This is a genomic window from Hymenobacter ginkgonis (genome assembly GCF_009755225.1).
GTDB lineage: Bacteria > Bacteroidota > Bacteroidia > Cytophagales > Hymenobacteraceae > Hymenobacter > Hymenobacter ginkgonis.
Genome location: NZ_WQKZ01000002.1, coordinates 815,874 through 834,980, shown reverse-complemented (window position 1 = coordinate 834,980; position 19,107 = coordinate 815,874). Strand labels below are relative to the sequence as shown.

Genomic DNA, 19,107 nt, shown 5'->3' with positions numbered 1-19,107 from the left:
CGCGCCGGGCGGCGCAGGTTCCGGCTGATATCTTCTTCGACCCACTAACGTGGCCGAACAGGAGTTGGCACCGGCCCAAAGGCGGTTGCCAAGACGTCATCGGGCCTGGTCCCTCGGTCTTTCTGGATAGCAGCAGCTACGAAGATACAACGGCTGGCCGCACTTCCCTAAAAAGTAAGCCCCTACCCCCTAGCTTAAGGTTAAACCCACAAAAAAGGCGCCCTCCCGCTGTGGGAAGGCGCCTTTAGCTTGTCAGCTAAGCCGAGCGGCTGCTTACGGGAACAGTACGCCGCGGTAATCGTTGGCGTTCACCTGTGGCAGCGTAGCGCCGTATTTAGCATTGATGGTCTTGATAATCTCGTTGGCTACGAGCGCGTAGCCGCGGGGCGTGGGGTGCACACCGTCGAGCGAGAAAAGGTTGCCCGAAATGAAGTTGGCCGAATTGTTGACACCATTGGTCGCGTAGCCGTTGGAAGCGATGGTCCGGAAATAGGCGTTAGCATCGAAGAACGCCAGGCCTTTGGCATTGGCGGCGTTTTGTAGGGAAGTATTGTAGGCCGTGGTGGCGGTGGCTACAACCGTTTGCTCGGCATCATCCAGCACAAAGGCGCTTGGAATGGGATTACCGGCCGTCACCCCGAACAGCTGGGTAGTGTCTATAGCGAAGCTGGTCAGGTAGCTGCCGAAGCCAGCGGCCGGCAGGCCAGTTTGGCCGTAGATATACTTCCAGGGCCGCCCCGTGGCTGTGCCCACCAGCGGAATGAAGTTCGACGAAGTAAGCGTGAACAACTGCCGCCCGCCGCTGGCGTCGCGGATGTCGGCGGTAGTAATCTGCTTGCGGTTGCCCGAAGTTGCCGCGCCGGGGTTGCCCCCGGTGAGAATGACCATACCGGGCACGCTCTTGGCCGTCAGCGTAGCTTTAACCACCGGGCCAACGGTCGTGAAAAACGGAATCCCGGTTACGTCCGGAATATTGCTTACCACGCCCTTGGCATTGTTAGCAGTCAGCGCGTTGATAATCCGAATGGCCTTTAGGTTGAAGCTATCGGTGCGCGTGATAGTATTGGCGGGCGGGGTAGCTAGGTTGGTATTGCTGGCGTTTTGCGCCGAGCCGCCGCTGGTGGCATAGCCCAGCACGTCGTTATTGCCCAACCAGCAGGTGAAGAACGTAGCCGATGCTACCTCCGCTTTTACGCGCTGAAAATAGGATTGCAACGGCGTGGCATCGGGCGTAATGCGCTCGAAATACGGGTTGCCCAGTACACTACCGTAGCCCGGAGTTTGGATATCGGCCAGTCGGATGCCGGGCACGCCGAGGTTATTTATCGCGTCGGTGTACTTGGTATACGGCGCGGCGGTAGGCGTTGTCCGGCCCGCATTGCCCGGAACTCTGGCCGTGATGGGCGAGCCAGTGGCCGTGAAGCCTGTTAGGCGCAGGTAGCCCGAGCCGTTGGCCTGGGCCGTGGTAAAGAGCGGCTGCGTGAAGGCGCCGCCGCCTACTTGGGCAAACTGCTGGGCCAGGATGTTGGGGTAAGAGTTCAGCTGGCCTTCGAGGTACAGGCCATCGTCTGCATAGCCTGCCGTGAGCGAGTTGCCTACCGCGATGTAGCGGGTGAAATTGGCCGAGCCGGCCGAGGGCGCCGGAGCCGAAGAGTTGATATCAGACTGGCAGCCCGCCAGCCCAACGAGGCCCAGGCCCAGCAGCGCCAGCGCGGGCCGGGCAGCTTTGGGGGTAAAGCGTAAAGTAGTCATGGGTAGGAAAAAGACAGGATTAGAATTTCACGTACAGCCCTACGCCGGGCACGCTGATGGTCGTCTTGTAAGTGCCGGCCACGCGGTCGGTGGTGCCGTTGCTGATGAGGTCGTCCTGGGTCTGGCTGCGCTTGCGGAAGTCTTCGAACAGGAACGAGCCATCGATGCCGAAGCGCGAGCCAATCTCGTAGGTGAAGCCAGCGGTGGCGCCAATGCGGTCGGCATCAGGCGTTTCGGGCGTCACGAAACCGTCGCGCACGCAGCTAAAGTCGTAGAAAGTGCCGGCCCGCAGCGTGAATTTATCGGTTACTTTATACTGCGCGCCCACCCGGAAGGCCAGGGCATCTTGGTACTCGCGCTTCGACGAAGACGAGGTAACGCCCGCGCCACCGAGGTTGCCGTTGTAAGTGAATTGCAGGTTCTGGTAGCGGCTCCAACCCACGAGGTTGGCGTCGAAAGCCAGCAGCAATTTGTCGCTGGGCCGGATGCCCAGACCCACGCTATACACGTCGGGTAGGGGTAGGGTCACGTCGAACTGCGTGGCCGAGAAGCTGCTGGCTAGCGAGGCCGGGCGGTTGGTCAGCGTCACGTCGCCGCTGCTCACGTGCGCATCAATGGCCGAGCGGTAGCTGATGCCCACGCTCAGTTTGTCGCTGGGTTTAAACATCACGCCCAGGTTGTAGCCGAGTTTGTGGTCGGCTTTGCCCGTTAGCTGCGCGTGCAGCGGGGCTGCGCTGCCCTGCGCCTGGATAGGCACATCGCGCTGCAAGTCCACATCGCCGTAGGCTAGCATAACTAGGCCTGCGCCCACGCTCAGCTGCGGCGTGATGGCGTAGGCCGCCGTAGCCTGCACAAATACCGAACGCAAGTTGATGTCGGTGAGGCTATAGCGGCCTTCCCAACCCTGGGCATAGTGTAGTTCGCTACCAAAGGGTGTGTAGGCGCCCAAGCCCAGGCGCCACTTGCCCTCTTTGGGCCCGAAGCCGACGAAACCGCTGAAGGGAAACACGTTCTTATTCTGCAAGGTGCGCTGGCCCTGGTCGGCCCCATCGGGGCGGAAAGAGATGCGCGGAATAGCCATGTTACCCCCCACTTGAAAACCAGTAGGTGCAAAAGCAAACGCGCCAGGGTTGTAGAACTGAGAAGCCTGGTCGAGGTAGAGTCCGGTACCGGTGCCGCCCATGCCAACGTTTTTTTGGCCGGTCAGGCCCACCTGGAAACCGCTGGCATAGGCCCCCGACGAGGCCGCCAACAATGCCCCTCCCGCGAGGAGTAAAGATTTGACTTGCATATGATGAAAGTGAGTGGGAGTGATTCTTGGGGTTAAATGTACCGCCATTTTACCGAATAAACAGTAGGCATGCCGACTATCTCAGCCGGGTTTTAGCTGAAGCGGGGGGTAGGGGTGAAACGATGGAAATAAAATTACTAGCCTCTTGCCAAGCGGCCTTGCAACCTCGCTTGCAAGAATACCTCCTTGCCAAGGCTCACGGCACCAACTTTTTCTTTTTGCGGCCCTTACGCACTGCCTTACTGAACTATAGCAGTTGTTGCGGAGCCAATTGCCTGCGTACCACTGCATTTGAAAACATTCGCTTAACTTTGAGACTACCCCCCGGTGGTAATTTTGTACTATTGAATCCTCCTTCCTTACTACGCATGATAAAACGACTCCTCTTCTTGGGATTTGCCAGTAGCTTGTGCTGCGCGACCGCGCAGGCCCAGGTGACGCCGGCCGCGCTAACAACGAGCCCCTACCGCCAAAATTTTGACGTACTGGCCACCACGGGCACCACGAATGCCAAGACGACGCTTCCCGCGGGTTGGGATTTTGTAGAAACGGGCACCAGCGCCCTGGCCGATAACCTGTACGCCGCCGACAATGGCGCGGCCAACGGCGGCAATACCTACAGCTACGGCGCCACCAACGATACCGACCGCGCCCTAGGCACACTGCTTAGCGGCAGCCTGACGGCCACCATTGGGGCAGCCTTCACCAACAGCACGGGCGCTGCCCTGCCCAACCCACGCATCGCCTACACCGGCGAAACGTGGCGCATTGGCGGCACTACGCGCGCCGATAAGCTGAGCTTTCAATACAGCCTCGATGCTACTTCGCTGAGCACCGGCACTTGGGTAGATGCCACGGCCCTCGACTACTCGAACACGCCCGTAACTACGGCGGTAACCGGAGGCGTGAGCACGCCAATTCAGACGGCTACCATTACGGGTACGCTCACGGGGGTAACCATTCCGGTGGGCGCTACGGTGTGGATTCGCTGGAACGATTTCAACGCGGCCGGCTCGGACGATGGCATGGCCGTCGATGACTTCTCGCTGAGCTGGGGCGCGGTAGCGCCTACCACTTCGCTGGCGCTTTCTACTTCGGCGCTGGTGTTTGGGGGCCAGAATATCAGCACTACGTCAGCCGCCCAAACGTACTCGCTGACGGGTACGCAGCTGACGGGCGACGTGACTGTAACGGCCACCGGGCCCTTCACAGTGTCGAAAGACAATACTGCCTTCAGCACCACCCTCACGTTGACGACCGCCGAACTGAGCGCTGCCAAGACGCTGTACGTTAAGTTTTCGCCCACGGCGAGCGGCACGGCTACGGGTAGCATCACGCACACCAGCGCGGGCGCGGCGAGCGCTGTGCTGGCCCTCACCGGCACCGGCGTTGACCCTACCCAGACGACGTTCAACTTCAATACTTGCACCAACGGGCTCTCCGATGGCTGGCTGCAATACAGCGTAACCGGCCCCCAAACCTGGGGCTGCACCACTTTCGGCCGCGACCCCGCTGCGCCGACCGGCACTGCTGCCGCCCCCAACGGGGTGCAGATAAACGGCTACTCAGGTGGCAACATCGAGAACGAAGACTGGTTTATCTCGCCTGGCTTCAACCTGAGCACGTACACCTACCCCCTGTTTTCGTTCTGGAGCCGCACGGCTTTCAGCGGCCCTGGCCTGAAGCTGCGCGTATCGACCAACTACAGCGGCAGCGGTGCCCCCAGCGCAGCTACTTGGACGGACCTGAACGTACGCTTCCCCGAAAACGGCTCTGATATCTGGACGGAATCGCCCAATTTCAACCTGGCCGCCTACAAAGGCACCAAGGTATACCTGGCGTTTGTGTACACCTCGAGCACGTCGGAAGCCGCGCGCTGGACCCTGGACGACATCAGCCTTACCAACTCGGCTACGCCGCCAGCCCCTACCCTCTTCGCCAACGTGAAGCAGGTGGCCTTTGGCTACCAAGCCATTAACACCAACGGCGACCGCACGCTGAGCGTGTCGGCCAACGACCTGACCGGCGACATCACCCTCACCTCGTCGAACGCGGCTTTCACGTTGTCGAAAGACGGCACCACCTTCGCCAGCACCCTCACCCTAACGCGCGCCGAAGCCAATGGCACGGCCAAAACCGTAACCGTACGCTTCCGCCCCACGCAGGCCAGCACGTCCATCACGGGCACCATCACGGCTACTACCCCCGGCGCGGCGGCCAGCACTACGGTAGCAGTAGCCGGCGACACCTACGACCCGGCCAAAACCCTGGAGGTGGTAAACTGGAACATGGAGTGGTTTGGCTCGCCTGACCCAACCCTGGGCCCGACCAACAAAGACCTTCAGAAGACCAACGCCACCACGGTACTTACCTTCCTGAAGGCCGACGTGTACGCCCTGGAAGAAGTAGTAGATACCGTGCGCCTGAAGGCCGTGGTAGCCCAGCTCTCGACCAACCTCGGCGTGCCCTACGCCTACAAGATTTCGCAGTACGGCTCGTATGCCGACAACCCGCAGGACGTGGCCGACTACGTTAGCGCCCAGAAGCTAACGTTTATCTACCGCACCGACATGGTGAAAAACCCGGCGTTCCTGGGTCTGCTGCGTTGCTCGGAAGCCGACAACTGCCCGGCTTTCCGGCCCTGGGCTTCGGGCCGCTTCCCGTATCTGATGAGCGCCGATGTGACGCTGGATGGCGTAACCAAACGCGTCAACTTCATCGTGATTCACGCCAAAGCGAACTCCACAGCTACTTCGGCTGATGACTACGCCCGCCGCGCCACCGGTGCCACGCTGCTGAAGAACCTGCTCGACACGAGCTACGCCAACGGCAACACGCTGATTGTAGGCGACTACAACGACGTGCTGAACGGCACCATCGCCACGGGCGTAACGCCGGCCGTGTCGTCGTACAGCGTGTTCCTCAACGATGCCAACTACGTGCCCATTTCGTTGCCGCTGGCCCAGGCCGGCCTCCGCTCGACGGCTAGCTACCCCACGGTCATCGACAACGTGATTGCCAACAAGAACATGGCGCAGTACTACATCAATGGCACGGCCAGCGTGCGCACCGATGCAGCGGCCCTCATTGCCAACTACGCCAGCACGACCTCCGACCACTACCCCATCTTCACGCGCTACTCGTTCGCCAACGTGTTGGCTACCAAAACGGCACGCACTGCTTCGCTGGGTCTCTACCCCAACCCAGTAACCAACGCGGTGCGCTTCGAAGTGCCCGAAACCGGCGCGAACCTGACCCTGGACGTGCACACCGTGGATGGCCGCCTGGTGCTCCGCGGCACCGGCTCGGTCGAGCAGCTCAACCAGCAGCTCAACCAGCGCGTGGCTGGCCTCAGCAGTGGCCTCTACCTCATTCGGGTGGTGGGCACCCAGCAGACGTACACCGACCGCTTCGAGAAGCAATAAGCACTTCGTTGTAAGTTAGTTTATTAAAAGCTCCGTCCAGGTTGGACGGAGCTTTTTTTTGGCAGTTGCGCGGCCTGGCAGGCGGCTACCAGCCTAGCCTCGCTCAGCAACTTGCAACAGTTGGCTAGACGCCTCTACCTTGTGTTACTGCTAGACTTTTATCCACCTCATGCCTACTGAAAACAACTACTCGCCTTGGTGCCTGGCCGGGCTACTGGCTGCCCTGCTCCCCGCCGTGGCGCTGGCCGCCCCGCCCACTGCCCTACCCTCCTTCGCCGAGCCCAGTGTATCGCCCGACCGCCAGGAAATCGCCTTCGTGTCGGGCGGCGATATCTGGACGGTGCCCGTGGCCGGCGGCGAGGCCCGGCTGCTAGTGGCCCACCCCGCCACCGAAAGCCGCCCGCTGTACGCGCCCGATGGCAAGTCGCTGGCCTTCGTATCCACGCGCAGCGGCAACGGCGACATCTATTTGCTCACTTTTGAGTCGGGCGAGCTGAAGCGCCTGACCTTCGACGACGGGCTGGACCAGCTCGACGCCTGGTCGGCCGATGGCAAATACCTCTACTACTCATCTACCAGCCGCGACATCGCGGGCATGAACGACATCTACCGCGTGCCGGTGGGCGGCGGCACGCCCACGGCCGTTACGGCTGACCGCTACGCCAACGAATTCTTCGCCGCGCCCAGTCCCAATGGCCGCACGCTGGCCTTCGCCGCCCGCGGCATCGCCTCCAACCAGTGGTGGCGCCACGGCCACAGCCACCTCGACGAGTCCGAAATATGGCTGCGCCAAGACGGCAAAACCGGCCCCACCTACACCGGCCTCACCAGCGGCGGCAGCAAGGCCTTGTGGCCCATGTGGGGGGTAGGGGGCCAAAAGCTGTTTTTCACCAGCGACCAGGGTGGGCCCGAGAATATTTGGACCACCGGCCTCGACAAAGCCGCGCCCCAGCAGGTCACCAATTTTAAGGAGGGTAGGGTGCTGTGGCCCAGCGCTTCGTACGATGGCAAGCTCATCGTGTTTGAGCGCGACTTCACCATCTGGACCCTCGACACCCAGAATGGCCAAACGCGCCAGGTGCCCATTCGGCGGCGCGGGGCGCCGGCCAGCCCCAGCGTGGAGCGCCAGCGCTTCACCGACCGCCTACAGGAACTGGCGCTTTCGCCCGATGGCAAAAAGGTGGCCTTCATTGTGCACGGCGAAGTGTTTGCGGCTTCGGCGGCCGATGGCGGCGACGCTACCCGCCTCTCCGTGACGACCGCCGCCGAAACCGACCTCACGTGGGCGCCCGACAGCCGCCGGCTCATCTACGCCTCGGCCCGCGATGGCGCGCGGCACTTATACAGCTACACGTTTGCGACGGGCAAGGAAACGCGCCTCACCAACGCGGCCACCAACGACGCTTCACCACGCTTCTCGCCCGATGGCAAGCTGCTGGCTTTTGAGCGCGACGCCAAGGAGTTGCGCATCCTCGACTTGGCCAGCGGCCAGGAGCGCGTGGTGGGCACCGGCCGCTTCGACCGGCCGCCGCTGGCGGCCGAGCGCTCGTTTGTGTGGGCGCCCGATGGGCGCTGGCTGGCGTTTGCGCCCACGGGCTCGCGGGGTTTTACCAATGTGCAGGTAGTGCCCGCGGCGGGCGGCGTGGCGCGGTCGGTGAGTTTTTTGGCCAACTCCAACAGCAACACGCTCTCGTGGAGCCCCGATGGCAAGTACTTGCTCTTCGACACCGGCCAGCGCACCGAGGATGCCCAGGTGGCGCGCATCGATTTTCAGCTGCGCACGCCGCGCTTCCGCGAAGACCAGTTCCGCGACTTGTTTAAGGAAACGACGCCCGGCCCTATCTCGCCCGATAAAAACCAGGCGCCGCCTCAAAAGGCCCCTACCCCCGCCACGCCGGCCGCCCTGCCCGTAGCGGCTGCCGACTCGGTGCGGGCTAAAAACCGCGCTACTTCCAAAGGCAAAAAGGGCAACAAAGGCGCTGCCACGGCCGCTAGCCCTACCCCACCCAAACCACCGGTCACCATCAACTTTGAGGACATTCGGCGGCGGCTGAGCCTGGTGCCGGTGGGCATCGACGTGCGCGCCCAAACCATCAGCCCCGATGGCAAGTGGCTGCTGCTCACGGGCAGTGTGCTCAATCAAACCAACCTCTACATTTACCCGCTCGATGAGCTGAGCAAGGAGCCCGCCACGGCCCGGCAGCTGACGTCCACGGCGGGCGCCAAGCGCGAAGCGCAGTTTTCGCCCGATAGCAAGGAGGTGTATTTCCTCGACCAAGGCCGCATCCAGGTGGTGCCGGTGGAGGCCGGTAAGGGCACGCCGCGCGCTGTGGCCGTGGCTGCTGAGATGGATGTGGACTTTGAGCAGGAGAAAATGGTGGTCTTCGACGAAGCCTGGAGCTACCTGCGCGACTTCTTCAACGATGCCACTTTCAACGGTGCCGACTGGCCAGCGCAGCACGCCAAATTTGCGCCCTACATCGCCGGCGCCCGCACCCCCGACGAGGCCCGCCGCCTCACCAACCTCATGATTGGCGAGCTCAACGCCTCGCACTCGGGCATGGGCCCGGCCCCCGCCGCCAACGGCACGGTAGTGGCCTCGACCGGCCGCTTGGGCGTGCGCTTCGACCCCGCCGAGTACGAGCAAAACGGCCGCCTGCGCGTCATCAGCGTGCTGCCGCTGGGCGCGGGAGCGCTGGCCGGCCTCAAGCCCGGCGACGTGCTGCTGGCCGTAGATGGCCACCCGATTAACGGCGCCACCAACCTCGACGAGCTGCTGCAATACAAGGTGGGTAGGCGCACTACGCTGCGCGTGGCTAGCGACAGCAAGGACCGCGAAGTGGTGGTGCGTCCTCTCAGCCGCGACACCGAAAAAGCCCTCGACTACCGCCAGTGGGTGGAGGAGCGCCGTGCCTACGTGGCCAAAGCCAGCGGCGGCCGCCTCGGCTACGTGCACATGTTCGACATGTCGGCGGCCTCTTTATCCCAGCTGTACCTCGACCTCGACGCCGAAAACATGACCCGCGACGGCGTGGTAGTAGACGTGCGCAACAACAACGGCGGCTTCGTGAACGTGTACGCCATCGACGTGCTGGCACGCCGCAGCTACCTCACCATGGCCGACCGCGGCACGCCTACCCCCGTGCCCGCCCGCAGCGCCCTCGGCCAGCGCAGCCTGGAGCTGCCCACGGTGCTCGTCACCAACCAGCACTCGCTGTCTGATGCCGAAGATTTTAGCGAAGGTTACCGCGCCTCCAAGCTTGGCAAGATTGTGGGCGAGCCCACCGGCGGCTGGATTATTTTCACTTCCGGCACGGCCCTGCTCGACGGCTCGACGCTGCGCCTGCCCACCAGTACCATCCGCTCGACCCGCGATGGCAAAGTGATGGAAATGAACCCCCGCCCCGTGGATGTGCCCGTGATTCGGCCCATCGGCGAGAGCTACACCAGCCACGACGTGCAGCTCGACACGGCCGTGAAAGAGCTGCTGGGCGAGATGGGCAAGTAAAGCCAAATTACTTCCGAAGCCTTCCTACCGAACGTCATGCTAACGAAGCAGCGCGCTCGGAGTAATCTTAATTATTACCCCGAGCGCGCTGCTTCGTTAGCATGACGTTCTTTTGAGTTAGGGCCAACGGCCTACTTCGCCTCTAGCAGCGGCAGCACATCGGCTACTTCAAACAAAGAATTGTACTTCAAAATAGACTTCAAAAAGGCGATGTGGCCCTGCCCGATAATGAGCACAATAGCCTTGTCGTGCTGCACATCTACGGTACGCAGCAAGTTACTGTAAATGCGCACGTTGCGCTTGAAGAATTCGCCGGCCAGGTCAGCGCCGGGATACTCTTCGCCGCCGCCCACGCGGGCCTGGTCCAGCAGGTAGCCGTCCATGCTGCTGAGGGTGGTAGGCTCCGTATTCATGCGCTGAAACTGCACTAGCAAGCGCTCGCCGGCGTACTTAATGGCAGGCGCCTGCGTAGCCCGAATGGCTTTGATACGCGCTGCCAAGAGGCGGCCCATGCTGTCGGGCAGCTGGGTCTCGGAGTAGCGGTTGGTCAGGGCGCCTTCCTGGTGGTGGGTTTTGGCGTATTGCTGCGCGGTGGGGTAGTCAAATTCGCCGTCGGCGTCGGCGCAGTACACGCGGTTGCGGTTCAGCTTGTTGGCTAGCCGATAGCCCAGTTGCACCACTTCGTTGTTGTTGTCGCGCGGGTTGCCTACCGGGCGCTGGCCTTGGCGGTAAAGCGCATAAGTGCTATCCACAAAGCGCTGGCGCAGGCGCGGCATCCACTCCACCAATACCTTATCAGCCTGCGTTTTTTGCAGCTTGCTCACGAGTTCGTCTAGCTCGCGCTGTTTGTCAGGGGTGCTCATATCCACTTTGGTACCCTTGATAACGTCGGTGGCCGAAGCATTAAAGTGAAACGTACCCACCAAGTACACCTTGATTTTGGTGGCCGGCACGGCCGGCGCCTGGGCGGCAGCGGGGCGGGTAGCAGCAAGTAGCCCAAGGGCCAGCAGGGCGCGGAAACAAGCAAAAAACGACATAACAACGAAGGTTGGGAGTGATGTCGCAAAGGTGTTTGGCAGGTTCGGCGGCGAAAATTTTATTATCCCAACCGGCCCAACTGTTATACCAACCCCGCCGCCTACCCCCGGCCCAAAGTTGTCCTATCCCCCGCGGCGTTGGCGGCGGGCAGGCCCGAGTTGGGATAAAATTTTGGGGCCTGCCCTACCCCCCTCGGTACTTTTAAGGCATGAATCGCTCGCGTATTATTCTTTACCAAGCCCTGTGCTGGGCACTGATTATCGGCTACGACCTGGTGTTTCATATACTCACGGCCAAGCCCAATCCGAAGCTTAGCCTGGGCAAGGAACTGCTGCTGCAATTCACCTTCGGGCTCGCCACCATGAGCCTATTTTACTACTGCTATGTCTTCGTGTTTCCGCGGGGGCTGCGGCAGTGGCCGCTGCTGGTGCTGGGGCTGCTAGGCACGCCACTCGTGTTTGCTGGCAGCCGCTACCTGCTGCAAGAAGTGCTGCTGCCCTTCTTTTTTGGTTTTCACAACTACTATCCCGGTACCACGCTAAGCTACTATTTGATAGACAACGCCTATTACCTACCCCCCACTATTGTGCTGGCCGGGGCGGCCGTGCTGGTGCGCGATGCCTTTGTGCGCGAAAAGGAACGCGAAAACCAGCTACTCTTGCAGGTGCTGGAGCAAGAGAAAACCCAGGCCGAGCTGGCCTTCCTGCGCACCCAGATTAACCCGCATTTTTTGTATAATACCCTCAACTACCTCTACGCCACGGCCTACCCCGTGTCGGAGCCGCTAGCCGAGGCTGTGCTGCGCCTCTCCGACCTCATGCGCTACCTGCTGCACGACAGCCCCGACGGCCAGGTAGAACTTAGCAAGGAAGTTGAGTACCTCGACAACTATTTGGCTTTGCACCGCCTGCGCTTTGAGGAAAAATTCTTCGTCAACTTCCGGCAAACGGGCGTGCCCGTAGGCGGGCAGCGGGTAGCTACGCTGCTGCTCATCCCGTTTGTGGAGAACGCGCTTAAGCACGGCGTGCTCACCCAAGCCGCACACCCCGTAGCCATCGAGCTAGCCCTACCCACGCCCAATCAGCTGACCTTTAGCGTCAGCAACCGCATCAGCCAGCACCAGAAGGATGCTACCACCGGCGTAGGCCTACCCAACATTGGGCGGCGGCTGGCGCTGCTTTACCCCGGCCGCCACACCCTGAGCGTGCACAACGATGGCCAGACCTACCACACCCAGCTAGAGTTGCATTTTTGAGCTGCCCGCACGCTTTTTCTTGAGCGTTCCTATTCCCGTAAACGACCTACCCTACCCCCAGCCCTTTCCGATGCAGAAAGTGACAAGGGGTAGGGTAGGTCGTTAGCGCCAGCAAGCAGCTTGCGCACTGCGCGGCGCGTAAGCGGGAAACTAGAAAATCAAGCCGCCCGTGAGGCTGAACGTGAAACGGTCTTGGGTGATAGCAACAACTGGGGAAGCCCGCTGCACATAGTTGGTTGGCTTATTGCCCACCTCATTGCTAGCCAAGGTGTAGGGCGAATAGCGGTCCTTGTAAGACAAGTACACACCGGCTGCATCTACGAAGAAGCTTTTGGTGCGCAAGCCTAGGCCAGCGGTGTAATAATTCTGGTCGCGGTTGAATGGCGAGTCGCCGGCGTAGGGGCTGCCGTAGCGCGCGTAGCCGAGCCGCGCCCGGAAAATATCGAAGCGCCCTTCGGCGCCCACGCGCAGGTTCACCGTGTTTTTGTAGCCCGTGCTCAGCGCCTGGTTGGTATCCGTAAAGTCGAGGCCCTGGCTGGCATCCACGGTGTGGAAGCGCGCCTGCGAATAGCCTACATACTCAATGTCGCCGGTCAAGAAACCGTACTTGCTCAGCAGCACTGCTACCCCCCCATTGGCCCGGAAGGGCGTCGTGATGCTGTACTCGTCGGTGCTGGGCACCGTCGTGAGCACGTTCGACAAGTTGGCAGGGGCGTACTGCGAGGTGAGCGTCGTGCTGTACTCGTCGGTAAGGCGAATGTAAGTTGGCGTTTGAATGGAAGCCCCGAAGCGCACCGCGTCGGCCGCCCGGTAAATCAGGCCCAGGCGGGCGTTAACGCCGGTGCCGGTTGTTTTCAAGTAATCTTGGTAGTTGAAGTCTTCGCCGCCATTCGAGCTTTCGCTGAACGTGCTAGTGCGGGTGCGGTTTAAAGACACGATGCCAATGCCGAAACCCACGTAGAGCTTATCGCGGTAGTTGCCCCCGTAGCCCAGGTCAAACTGCGACAGCGAGCCCTTTGTCATCACCTGCTCGCGCTGCGTAATGGGCCCCACGCGCGAGGGCGTGCCCAGCGAGTCGAGGCCACCCTTTGTCTTGCCAATGGTCGTCAGGAAGTTGCCGTAAGCCAGGCCATCCAAGTCGTAATAATTACCGCTATTATCTTGGGTGCGAATATTTTGCAAGGCACTACGGTAGCCCGCGCTGCTAGGGCTAACGTACCCGCCTGGCTCGCGCAAAAACTGGAAGAACGAGTGGTTGTCGTCGGTCTGGTTGGTGTAGGCAAAGCCCTGGTTGAAGTCGGCCAACCGCGTGAAGCCGAGCGCAAACGAGCCGCCGCGCCAGTCGCTGGTATTGTCGTTGTCGGGCCGCCGGTTGGCAAACACCACACCCACGCTCGCCACGTGGAAGCTGTTGGCCGTTTCGTTCATAGAACCCAGGCTGCCCGTCGCCGCTAGGTTGCCCTGGGGCGTCGATTTGGCCGTGCCGAAGCCCAAGCCCGGTGTAAAGCTTACTTCCGATTTCGTGAAAAATCCCAGTCCGGCCGGGTTTAAGCTCAGGCTGCCAAAGTCGCCGCCCAAAGCCACGTTGGCCCCCCCAATGCCCAAGGTGCGGGCCGTGCCGCTGGGCCCCAGGCGCGAAAATAGAAGGGCATCGTCAATGCGGTTGCCCTGTGCTTGTGCCGAGTAGCTAAGGCCCAAAAAACCGCCTAGCAACGTAGCCAGGCCCATAAAAGTATGCTTCATACAGAAAAAGAATTGGGCAAAAAAGAGCCGGTCCGAGGGACCGGCTCGGGTTAAATCAAGCTGAGCGAGGTACTAGCCCCCAGTGGGGGTAGGGCCCGCTGGGTTGGCAGGCCTAGCGGCCGCCGCGACGGCCACCGCCGCCACCACCTCCACCGCCGCCGAAGCTACCGCCACCGCCGCCACCGAAGTTGCCCCCGCCAAATGAGCGCTGCGACTGGTTGAAGCTGGGCTCGCTGTAGGTACGCTGCTGAGGCTGGCTATATGTGCGCTGCTGCGGCTGGGCAAAACCGTTGTTTTGGGCTTGCTGGCTATAGCTGCTGCGCCGCTGCATCTGGCCTTGGTTGGCACCGGCGGGGTAGGCGCCGTTGTTGGCATTGGTAGCACCGTTGCCTCCGGCAGGAGTGCCATTGCCGAAGAAGCCGCTAAAGAAGCCGCCACGGCGGCCATTGGTTGCGTTCTGCGGCTGGCCGGTAGCGTTTACCTGGCCACCGCCACCGGGCGTGGAGTAAGTAGGCTGGCCCACTATGTTACCACCGGCACCACCATCGCGGCGGGTTGGCGCCACGGTAGTACCAGGCGCATACGTAGCCGTGTTGGGGGATGCCACAAGGCCACCACTAGGCACGTACGTGCCCGTGTTGGCGCGGCGGCCATTACCAGCATCAACGCCGTTGGCGATGCCGGCGGGCCGGGCACCGTTCATAATAGAACCACCACGGCTGTTGCGGTTGCCGCTATACAAGGCGTTGTTGCCAACTCCTTCTGTGGCGTAGCCAGGCCGGCCATAGCCGCCGCCATAATAACCCAGGCCGTAGCCACCATAGCCGCCGTAGAACGGCGAGTAGCCGTAGCCGTAAGGGTAGCCGAAGCCCCCAAAACCGTAGCCAAACCCTAGCCCCAGGCTTAAGCCCGAGCCGTACCCGTACCCAAAGGGCGAGAAGAAGGGATCGTAGAAGCCACCATAGTAAGGGTACCCTCCAAAGCCACCGTAGCCGTAGCTAAAGGGCGAGTAGCCATACGCCAAGCTCAAGCCAGCGCCGTAGCCAAAGGGCGAACCGTAGAACGAGGGCGACACCGACCACGAAGGGGAGTAATTGTACGAGCTTACACCCGGCCCGGAATACGGCTGGCCGAAACCACTCGCATTGTAAGAACCTGATGTGTAGCTGTTGTCATAATAATCGGTGCCGTTGGCGGTAGCTTGCTGCGTACTACCCCCCTGGTAATCGGGGTTAGCATTGTCGGCCGCGGGAGCATCGGTGCTGGCCGGGGCCGTGGCGTAGCCAGAGCCCGCGGCGCCCGTCACGTTGCTATACGGGCTGTTAGCAGTGGTGCGGTCCTTCGACGAATAATAAACGCCGTCCGTCTCCGTGGTAGAGGTCAGCGCCCCGGAGGTAGCGCACCCGCCCAAAGCGAGCAGAGCCAAAGCCGGTAAGGTGGCATTGAGCAGGTTTCTCATGAGTGAAAAATCGAAAAATCAGCGGGTTGCTGAATGAATAAGTAAAATAAAGTCGTTGCGAATGCAGGCTAGGTGAAGTCTGAACTCAAAAGCTCAGACTAAAAAAGATTAACTACCTCTAGGCTGCCGCGCCGACGCACTACTATAACGTAATTTCGCCGCAAAACGGTGCCTTTCGGATAAAGTTACTGACACAAAACTTATACCAGATTCGACCGGCCCACAGGTAAGGCCGACCGACTGGTTTTTAGATGCAATCATGAGCAAAAAGTTGCCTACCCGCCAGGAAGATTATTCGGCCTGGTACAACGAATTGGTGAAGCGCGCCGGCCTCGCCGAAAACTCCGCCGTGCGCGGCTGCATGGTTATTAAGCCCTACGGCTACGCCATTTGGGAGAAAATGCAGCGCCAGCTCGACGACATGTTTAAGCGCACCGGCCACGAGAATGCGTATTTCCCGCTCTTCGTGCCCAAAAGCTTATTTGAAGCCGAAGAAAAAAACGCGGAAGGCTTCGCCAAAGAGTGCGCCGTTGTTACGCACTACCGCCTCCAAACCGACCCCGACCGGCCCGGCAAACTGCGCGTAGACCCCAACGCCAAGCTGGAGGAGGAACTCATCGTGCGCCCCACTTCGGAGGCCATTATTTGGAGCACGTATAAGAATTGGATTCAGAGCTACCGCGATTTGCCGCTGCTTATCAACCAGTGGGCCAACGTAGTACGCTGGGAAATGCGCACGCGCTTGTTCTTGCGCACCGCCGAGTTTTTGTGGCAGGAAGGGCACACCGCCCACGCCACCGCCACCGAGGCCGTGGCCGAAACCCGCCAGATGCTCGACGTGTACGCCGAGTTTGCCGAGGAGCACATGGCCGTGCCCGTGGTGAAGGGCGTGAAGACCCCCAACGAGCGCTTTGCTGGCGCCGAAGACACTTACTGCATTGAGGCGATGATGCAGGATGGCAAGGCGCTGCAAGCTGGCACCAGCCACTTCCTGGGCCAGAATTTTGCCAAGGCTTTCGACGTGCAGTTTGCCAATAAAGAAGGCGGCCTCGAACACGTGTGGGGCACCAGCTGGGGCGTGAGCACCCGCCTGATGGGCGCGCTTGTGATGGCTCACTCCGACGACGAAGGCTTGGTGCTACCCCCCAAATTGGCGCCCATCCAGGTGGTCATTATTCCGATTTATAAGACCGGCGAACTGGACGCGTTGTTGGAGCGCATTCGGCCCATTCAGCAGGGATTGGTGCAGCGCGGCATTTCGGTGAAAATCGACAGCCGCGACACCGAACGTCCTGGTTTCAAATTTGCCGAGTGGGAGATGAAGGGCGTGCCCGTGCGCCTGGCCATTGGCGCCCGCGACCTCGACGCTGGCACCGTCGAAGCGGCCCGCCGCGACACCAAGGAAAAGCTCCAGCTGCCCCTGGCCGAGGTGGTTGACAGCGTAGACAAACTACTGAACGACATTCAGCTGAACATCTATACCAAGGCCCGCGCCTACCGCGATAGCCACACCACCCGCGTCGAAACCTACGACGAGTTTAAGGCGGTGCTCGACGGCCCCGGCGGCTTCGTGGTGGCCCACTACGATGGCACTTCCGAAACCGAAGAGCTTATCAAGGAGCAAACCAAAGCCACCGTGCGCTGCATCCCCCTCAACGAGCCCGACGAGGACGGCATCTGCATTGTAACCGGCCGGCCCAGCACGCGCCGCGCTTGGTTTGCGCGGGCGTATTAGTCTAGCTAGCTCCAGAAAATGCCAAAAAGAACGTCATGCTGCGCCTGCGCAGCATGACGTTCTTTTTGGCATACTGTTAAACCACTCCTTGACAGCAGCCTACAGTTTTTCTTCCAGCCACAAGAAGCCCGCCGCCAGCAAAAACAGCCCAAAAAACCAGCCCGCTGGCCACGGCTGCCGCACGGCGGCGCGGCCCCCAACGCCCAGTAGGGGGGTAGGGCGGGCGGCCAGCGCCTGGGTGCGTTCGGTCAGTTCGGGGCCGCGCCAGTTGGCAGGCTCAAACACGTAGAAACTGTGCGTAACTGCGCCTGGGCCCTGCACTTGGTGCCAGCCCGCGGTGGCCGGCCAGTACTGCGCCGTGCGCCATTCGGGCAGGCGGGGGTCTTGGGCTAGGGGCAGCTGCACGGCCGCGCCCCCCGCCAGTGGGCGCACGGTTGGGAGCACCGCTGCCGGCCCCCCAGCCAACCGCAAAGCTAGCGGCACACCCGGCCGGGGCCAGGGCGCTAGCACCTGCCAAGTGGCGGTAGCCGCTGGGGGCGGCGTGGCCGCCGTGAGCAGTTGGCTCCAGAAAGAGGTGTAGGCCGCCGCCTGCCCTTGGAGCGACCACCGGAAGGTTTCGGGCACCACCGACACGACTACCGTGCCCAGCCCAAAGCGCCGCCCAGCCGCCACCACGGCGGCCCCAGGCCCCGTGATGAGCGGCTGCAACTCGGCGCTTGCCCGCAGGTGGGCCGGCAGCAGGGCCCGCACGGGCACCGGCGCATCGGGCCAGGCCAGTGGTTGCGGCGTGGCGCCCACCACTGGCAAGGGCTGAACCACGAAGCTCGCCCGGCCGGGCAAGGCAGCCGGCAGGGGGGTAGGGTCGGCGAGGAGTACTAGCCCGAGGCGGCCCTGCTGCACAGCTTGGCGCAGGGTCTGCCCCTCAGCGGGGGGTAGGGCAGCGAGGCTGGCGGCATCGGCCACCACTACGGCGTAGCGGCTGAGGAGGGGTGGCGTGAGGTGGTCGAGCGCCTGCGTGGGCTGGTTTAGAAACTCCGTTTGCACCAAGCCACGGCTTACGGTGGTGCGCGCGCCCACAGCCCGGCCGGTGGCGGCCAGGCTGTTTTTTAAGAACTTAAACTCAAACGACGGCACCGAAGCCAGCAGCAGCACGGCTGGCTGGCGCACGGGCATTACCGCTAGCGGTACTGGCTCGGTGGCTACCACGCGCCCGGCTTGGCGCAGCTGCAACTGGTAAATGGTCAACCCAGCTGCCCGCGGCTGGTAGCGCAGCCGAAAAGGCCCGCCGCCCGCCGGCACCCGCACCGAATCGCGCCCCGCGCCCGCTGCGTGCAGGCTTACCCAGCCCGGCGCGGCACCGGGGGGTAGGGCTACGGCCCCTTCCAGAGTAAAGTATTGCCCCAAAGCCACTTGCTTAGCCCAAGCAGCGTCGCGAAAGCCGAAGGGCGCGGGGCCGGCGTGGGCCACTACCGCTACCTGGCCCAGCGCCGGCAGGTCGGCGGCGGGTACGCCCTGGCCCAGCAGGTGCACGCGCCGCAAGGCGGGGCGCTGCTCGGCCAAGCTGAGCAGGGCGGGCAGCACTTTGGCCCCGGCTGGGGCGGCCACCTGGTAGCTCCATACCGGCGTGCCGATGCCCAGTCGGCGGCGCAGCTGGCGCAGCGAATCGGGTGAGTAGCCGGGCGTGAGCACAATGGCCTCGGCGCGGGCAGCGGGCACTGACCGCGAGGGGGGGTAGGCGGTTAGCCAAAGCGCGAGCGGCGCGGCTACGCTGGCTAGCAGCCGCAGCCCCCGGCGGCGCTGGTCGGGCCGGCGCCAGGCCGCTACTAGTAGCCCGGCTCCCAGCAGCAGGCTGCCAGTCAGAAATACGCAAAAAAGCAGGCTATCAGACATCTACAAACAAA

General features: G+C 62.0%; 10 protein-coding genes and 1 riboswitch. Of the genes, 4 read left to right on the top strand and 6 right to left on the bottom strand.

The window, feature by feature from the left end; translation table 11 throughout:
- Positions 1–24: 24 nt before the first annotated feature.
- Positions 25–133: riboswitch (SAM riboswitch) on the bottom strand.
- Positions 134–273: 140 nt separating this feature from the next.
- On the bottom strand, positions 274–1,752 hold the full coding sequence (locus GO988_RS09360; RefSeq protein WP_157564516.1) for an SGNH/GDSL hydrolase family protein: 1,479 nt from the start codon (positions 1,750–1,752) through the stop codon (positions 274–276).
- Between the two features lie 19 nt (positions 1,753–1,771).
- Positions 1,772–3,043, bottom strand: coding sequence for an OmpP1/FadL family transporter (locus tag GO988_RS09355; protein ID WP_198172600.1), 1,272 nt, complete (start codon positions 3,041–3,043; stop codon positions 1,772–1,774).
- A gap of 368 nt (positions 3,044–3,411) precedes the next feature.
- Between GO988_RS09355 and GO988_RS09350 the strand changes: the two genes are divergently transcribed.
- On the top strand, positions 3,412–6,468 hold the full coding sequence (locus GO988_RS09350) for a T9SS-dependent choice-of-anchor J family protein (protein WP_198172598.1): 3,057 nt from the start codon (positions 3,412–3,414) through the stop codon (positions 6,466–6,468).
- A 169-nt stretch (positions 6,469–6,637) separates the two neighbouring features.
- Positions 6,638–9,976 (top strand): S41 family peptidase, encoded by a 3,339-nt coding sequence (locus tag GO988_RS09345; RefSeq protein ID WP_157564508.1) that lies wholly within the window; start codon positions 6,638–6,640, stop codon positions 9,974–9,976.
- 131 nt (positions 9,977–10,107) lie between these two features.
- Here the strand turns inward: GO988_RS09345 and GO988_RS09340 are convergent, their stop codons facing one another.
- The gene (locus GO988_RS09340) at positions 10,108–11,013 is read right to left on the bottom strand and encodes a DUF5694 domain-containing protein (protein WP_157564505.1); all 906 of its coding nucleotides are present in this window, start codon (positions 11,011–11,013) and stop codon (positions 10,108–10,110) included.
- Positions 11,014–11,222: 209 nt separating this feature from the next.
- Here GO988_RS09340 and GO988_RS09335 point away from each other — a divergent pair, with 209 nt between their 5' ends.
- Positions 11,223–12,269 carry a sensor histidine kinase gene (locus tag GO988_RS09335; protein WP_157564503.1) on the top strand — a complete coding sequence of 349 codons (1,047 nt, stop codon included), beginning with the start codon at positions 11,223–11,225 and terminating at the stop codon, positions 12,267–12,269.
- 150 nt (positions 12,270–12,419) lie between these two features.
- Here the strand turns inward: GO988_RS09335 and GO988_RS09330 are convergent, their stop codons facing one another.
- Positions 12,420–14,012: an OmpP1/FadL family transporter gene (locus GO988_RS09330; protein WP_157564500.1), complete on the bottom strand. Its 1,593-nt coding sequence runs from the start codon at positions 14,010–14,012 to the stop codon at positions 12,420–12,422.
- 112 nt (positions 14,013–14,124) lie between these two features.
- Complete coding sequence (locus GO988_RS23760) at positions 14,125–15,471, bottom strand: hypothetical protein (protein ID WP_198172596.1); 1,347 nt, start codon at positions 15,469–15,471, stop codon at positions 14,125–14,127.
- A gap of 259 nt (positions 15,472–15,730) precedes the next feature.
- Here GO988_RS23760 and proS point away from each other — a divergent pair, with 259 nt between their 5' ends.
- Positions 15,731–17,206 (top strand): proline--tRNA ligase, encoded by a 1,476-nt coding sequence (gene proS, locus GO988_RS09320; protein WP_157564498.1) that lies wholly within the window; start codon positions 15,731–15,733, stop codon positions 17,204–17,206.
- Between the two features lie 99 nt (positions 17,207–17,305).
- Here the strand turns inward: proS and GO988_RS09315 are convergent, their stop codons facing one another.
- Positions 17,306–19,096 (bottom strand): hypothetical protein, encoded by a 1,791-nt coding sequence (locus tag GO988_RS09315; protein WP_157564495.1) that lies wholly within the window; start codon positions 19,094–19,096, stop codon positions 17,306–17,308.
- Positions 19,097–19,107 lie beyond the last annotated feature (11 nt).